The organism is Chryseobacterium sp. KBW03, from assembly GCF_003852415.1.
Taxonomy (GTDB): domain Bacteria; phylum Bacteroidota; class Bacteroidia; order Flavobacteriales; family Weeksellaceae; genus Chryseobacterium; species Chryseobacterium viscerum.
In genome coordinates this window covers 1-5,687 of the sequence record NZ_QAJO01000017.1, presented here as the reverse complement: position 1 = coordinate 5,687, position 5,687 = coordinate 1, and the positions used below count along the sequence as shown (strand labels likewise).

Sequence of the window (5,687 nt, the reverse complement as noted above, 5' to 3'; positions counted from 1 at the left end):
GTTAAATAAAGTTGCGTGGTGTTAGTTAAGTTTCTATCTTTGCCCCACTGAAAAACGAAAGACATTCAGTAGCGCAGAAGAGCTTTTAGATAAGCAGAAACAATAAGAAACTTCAAAAGGAAAGAGCAAAAAAAACTTCAACATTTTAAATAAAAAAAGTTGCAAGTTTAAATAAAGTTCTTATCTTTGCAGTCCCAATTAAGGGAGCGCAGGAGTGGAAGATTAGGTGATGAGAAGAGGGATTAAGGTTACTTAAAAAACTTTAAAATTTTCTTCAAAAACATTTGGTCAATTAGAAATAAAGTTTTACTTTTGCACTCGCAAATACGGAGCAACACTGACAGAAAAGATTGCCTCGTTAAAAAGCGAAAGATATAAAGATCATTGACATACAATATAACAACCAAGTAAGGAAAAACTAAAGCGTCAAAACTTTGAGTGAGTCAGACAAACATACAATGGAGAGTTTGATCCTGGCTCAGGATGAACGCTAGCGGGAGGCCTAACACATGCAAGCCGAGCGGTAGAGTTTCTTCGGAAACTTGAGAGCGGCGTACGGGTGCGGAACACGTGTGCAACCTGCCTTTATCTGGGGGATAGCCTTTCGAAAGGAAGATTAATACCCCATAATATATTGACTGGCATCAGTTGATATTGAAAACTCCGGTGGATAGAGATGGGCACGCGCAAGATTAGATAGTTGGTGAGGTAACGGCTCACCAAGTCTACGATCTTTAGGGGGCCTGAGAGGGTGATCCCCCACACTGGTACTGAGACACGGACCAGACTCCTACGGGAGGCAGCAGTGAGGAATATTGGACAATGGGTGAGAGCCTGATCCAGCCATCCCGCGTGAAGGACGACGGCCCTATGGGTTGTAAACTTCTTTTGTATAGGGATAAACCTACTCTCGTGAGAGTAGCTGAAGGTACTATACGAATAAGCACCGGCTAACTCCGTGCCAGCAGCCGCGGTAATACGGAGGGTGCAAGCGTTATCCGGATTTATTGGGTTTAAAGGGTCCGTAGGCGGATCTGTAAGTCAGTGGTGAAATCTCACAGCTTAACTGTGAAACTGCCATTGATACTGCAGGTCTTGAGTGTTGTTGAAGTAGCTGGAATAAGTAGTGTAGCGGTGAAATGCATAGATATTACTTAGAACACCAATTGCGAAGGCAGGTTACTAAGCAACAACTGACGCTGATGGACGAAAGCGTGGGGAGCGAACAGGATTAGATACCCTGGTAGTCCACGCCGTAAACGATGCTAACTCGTTTTTGGGTTTTCGGATTCAGAGACTAAGCGAAAGTGATAAGTTAGCCACCTGGGGAGTACGTTCGCAAGAATGAAACTCAAAGGAATTGACGGGGGCCCGCACAAGCGGTGGATTATGTGGTTTAATTCGATGATACGCGAGGAACCTTACCAAGGCTTAAATGGGAAATGACAGGTTTAGAAATAGACTTTTCTTCGGACATTTTTCAAGGTGCTGCATGGTTGTCGTCAGCTCGTGCCGTGAGGTGTTAGGTTAAGTCCTGCAACGAGCGCAACCCCTGTCACTAGTTGCCATCATTAAGTTGGGGACTCTAGTGAGACTGCCTACGCAAGTAGAGAGGAAGGTGGGGATGACGTCAAATCATCACGGCCCTTACGCCTTGGGCCACACACGTAATACAATGGCCAGTACAGAGGGCAGCTACACAGCGATGTGATGCAAATCTCGAAAGCTGGTCTCAGTTCGGATTGGAGTCTGCAACTCGACTCTATGAAGCTGGAATCGCTAGTAATCGCGCATCAGCCATGGCGCGGTGAATACGTTCCCGGGCCTTGTACACACCGCCCGTCAAGCCATGGAAGTCTGGGGTACCTGAAGTCGGTGACCGTAACAGGAGCTGCCTAGGGTAAAACAGGTAACTAGGGCTAAGTCGTAACAAGGTAGCCGTACCGGAAGGTGCGGCTGGAACATCTCATTTTAGAGCGTCTTTAGACGATAAACAAAATTAGTATCGCAAGATACAAGTACTTACTTAAAGTATAGCTTTAGTTTTTTGTTTGGTTGCTTATATTAAAAATACAAAACCCACTAGAAATTAGTAAAGGGATTGAGAGAGACAAAGAAGAAAGAAATTAGAGAGAGACGAATCGTCTATTATCTATTAGTCTATCCTCTTTACGTCTAACAGACAGTCTCGTAGCTCAGCTGGTTAGAGCGCTACACTGATAATGTAGAGGTCGGCAGTTCGAGCCTGCCCGAGACTACTAATTAAAATAGAGGTTAGAAACTAGAATTTAGAGGTTAGTAAAACTAATATCTAATGACTACCATCTAACATCTGACTAGAGGGGAATTAGCTCAGCTGGCTAGAGCGCCTGCCTTGCACGCAGGAGGTCAAGGGTTCGACTCCCTTATTCTCCACAGTTTTGGAAGACTGATTTAAAAGTTACGGATAGAGCCAAAAACAATATCTGTTCATCAGTTGGACAAGAAGACATTAAGATCATTGACATTAACGGTAAAGACATCACAAAGAGATAACCGAGCACTTTCGAGTGCCGAGTTTATAAAAATATCGATAAATGAGAATTTATCAAAAAATACTGAACTAATATAATTATTAGGAAAGAAATCGTTAAGGGCGTATGGCGGATGCCTAGGCTTTCAGAGGCGACGAAGGACGTGGTAAGCTGCGAAAAGCTGCGGGGATTGGCACACACGAATTGATCCGCAGATGTCCGAATGGGGCAACCCGGCTGGTTGAAGACCAGTCACCTCGTAAGAGGAGCAAACCCGGAGAACTGAAACATCTAAGTACCCGGAGGAAAAGAAATCGAAGAGATTCCGTAAGTAGTGGCGAGCGAAAGCGGATTAGCCCAAAAGCTAATATATGTTTAATAGAATGTTCTGGAAAGAACAGCCGTAGAGGGTGATAGCCCCGTAAATGAAAGGCATATTTGAGTGATAAATGAGTAGGGCGGGACACGTGAAATCCTGTCTGAATATGGGGGGACCATCCTCCAAGGCTAAATACTCCTGAAAGACCGATAGTGAACAAGTACTGTGAAGGAAAGGTGAAAAGCACTTCGAATAGAAGGGTGAAATAGAACCTGAAACCGTACGCCTACAAGCGGTCGGAGCACCTATATGGTGTGACGGCGTGCCTTTTGCATAATGAGCCTACGAGTTAATTTTACTAGCGAGGTTAAGGTATTAAGTACCGGAGCCGGAGCGAAAGCGAGTCTGAATAGGGCGTATAGTTAGTAGGATTAGACGCGAAACCTTGTGATCTACCCATGGGCAGGTTGAAGCTCTGGTAACACAGAGTGGAGGACCGAACCGGTTGACGTTGAAAAGTCTTCGGATGACCTGTGGGTAGGGGTGAAAGGCCAATCAAACTGGGAGATAGCTCGTACTCTCCGAAATGCATTTAGGTGCAGCGTCGTATATAAGTTTATTAGAGGTAGAGCTACTGATTGGATGCGGGGGTTTCACCACCTACCAATTCCTGACAAACTCCGAATGCTAATAAATGTTCTACGGCAGTGAGGGCATGGGTGCTAAGGTCCATGTCCGAGAGGGAAAGAACCCAGACCAACAGCTAAGGTCCCAAAATATATGTTAAGTTGAAGCAACGCGGTTGGACTGCATTGACAGCTAGGATGTTGGCTTGGAAGCAGCCATTCATTTAAAGAGTGCGTAACAGCTCACTAGTCGAGCGGTCCGGCATGGATAATAATCGGGCATAAACATATTACCGAAGCTATGGATTTATACCTTAGGGGTATATCTGGTAGGAGAGCATTCTATTTGCGCTGAAGCAGTACTGTGAGGTATTGTGGAGCGGATAGAAAAGAAAATGTAGGCATAAGTAACGATAAAGCGGGCGAGAAACCCGCTCACCGAAAGACTAAGGTTTCCTCAGCCATGCTAATCAGCTGAGGGTTAGTCGGGACCTAACGCGAACCCGAAAGGGGTAGTGGATGGACAATGGGTTAATATTCCCATACTTGCTCACACTAAAAAGGGGACGGAGTGCCGTACTTACTGGAGACTGACGGAATAGTCAAGGCCTAGCCTTCGGGCGAAGCTGCTGTAGGGAAAGTGCTTCCAAGAAAAGCCGAAGTGAAGCAACCCGTACCAAAACCGACACAGGTAGTCGAGGAGAGAATCCTAAGGTGCTAGAGTGAATCATGGTTAAGGAACTAGGCAAAATAGTCTCGTAACTTCGGGAGAAGAGACGCCATCAGCAATGGTGGCCGCAGTAAAGAGGCCCAGGCGACTGTTTATCAAAAACACAGGACTCTGCAAAATCGAAAGATGCAGTATAGGGTCTGACACCTGCCCGGTGCTGGAAGGTTAAGGAAGGTGCTTAGGGTTAAACCGAAGGCATTGACTGAAGCCCCAGTAAACGGCGGCCGTAACTATAACGGTCCTAAGGTAGCGAAATTCCTTGTCGGGTAAGTTCCGACCTGCACGAATGGTGTAACGATCTGGGCACTGTCTCAACCATGAGCTCTGTGAAATTGTAGTCTCGGTGAAGATGCCGAGTACCCGCAATGGGACGAAAAGACCCTGTGAACCTTTACTATAACTTCGTATTGACTTTGAGTAAGTAATGTGTAGGATAGGTGGGAGGCTTTGAAGCTTGCACGCTAGTGTAGGTGGAGCCAACGTTGAAATACCACCCTTTACTTACTTGGAGCCTAACTTCTTTCGGGAAGGACATTGCGTGGTGGGTAGTTTGACTGGGGTGGTCGCCTCCAAAAGAGTAACGGAGGCTTTCAAAGGTACCCTCAGCACGCTTGGTAACCGTGCGTAGAGTGTAATGGCATAAGGGTGCTTGACTGTGAGACCAACAAGTCGATCAGGTGCGAAAGCAGGACATAGTGATCCGGTGGTTCCGTATGGAAGGGCCATCGCTCATAGGATAAAAGGTACTCCGGGGATAACAGGCTAGTCTCCCCCAAGAGCTCACATCGACGGGGAGGTTCGGCACCTCGATGTCGGCTCGTCACATCCTGGGGCTGGAGAAGGTCCCAAGGGTTGGGCTGTTCGCCCATTAAAGTGGCACGCGAGCTGGGTTCAGAACGTCGTGAGACAGTTCGGTCTCTATCTATTGCGGGCGTTAGATGTTTGAGAGGGCTTGATTCTAGTACGAGAGGACCGAATTGAACAAACCTCTGGTGTATCAGTTGTACCGCCAGGTGCACTGCTGAGTAGCTACGTTTGGAAGAGATAAGCACTGAAAGCATATAAGTGCGAAACTCGCCTCAAGATGAGACATCTTTTAAGGGTCGTTGGAGATGACGACGTTGATAGGCTATAGGTGTAAAGACAGTAATGTCATAGCCAAGTAGTACTAATTACCCGTAGATTTATAGCCTAATATGGCGCACGGAAGTGCAGCAAGGTTACCTCTTTGTGAAAGTTTTTATCGAAAATAAACCAGGTAGCAGATGTCAGCTATTAGGAAGCAGGGAAAACCTGCAGCCTTTTATCTATAAGCTGCAACCTTATATACAGCCTTTAGGGTGGTTTTAGCGGTGGGGCTCACCTGTTCCCATTCCGAACACAGAAGTTAAGCCCACCAGCGCCGATGGTACTGCTAACGCGGGAGAGTAGGCCGCCGCCAGTTTTTATTTTATTTTTAAAAAGTCCTTTATCATACGATAAAGGACTTTTTTGTTGTT

The 5,687-nt window shown here is 46.2% G+C and carries 2 tRNA genes and 3 rRNA genes; all 5 read left to right on the top strand.

The window, feature by feature from the left end:
• The first annotated feature begins 455 nt into the window (after positions 1–455).
• The 5 genes from DBR39_RS23465 (at position 456) to rrf (ending at position 5,632) form a co-directional block, all read left to right on the top strand.
• Positions 456–1,972, top strand: a 16S ribosomal RNA gene (locus DBR39_RS23465).
• A gap of 212 nt (positions 1,973–2,184) precedes the next feature.
• Positions 2,185–2,258 (top strand) — tRNA-Ile (locus DBR39_RS23460).
• Positions 2,259–2,341: 83 nt separating this feature from the next.
• A tRNA-Ala gene (locus DBR39_RS23455) sits at positions 2,342–2,415 on the top strand.
• A 204-nt stretch (positions 2,416–2,619) separates the two neighbouring features.
• A 23S ribosomal RNA gene (locus DBR39_RS23450) occupies positions 2,620–5,380 on the top strand.
• 144 nt (positions 5,381–5,524) lie between these two features.
• Positions 5,525–5,632 (top strand): 5S ribosomal RNA (gene rrf, locus DBR39_RS23445).
• Together the 16S, 23S and 5S rRNA genes with 2 tRNA genes alongside form the textbook arrangement of a ribosomal RNA operon.
• Positions 5,633–5,687: the final 55 nt, after the last annotated feature.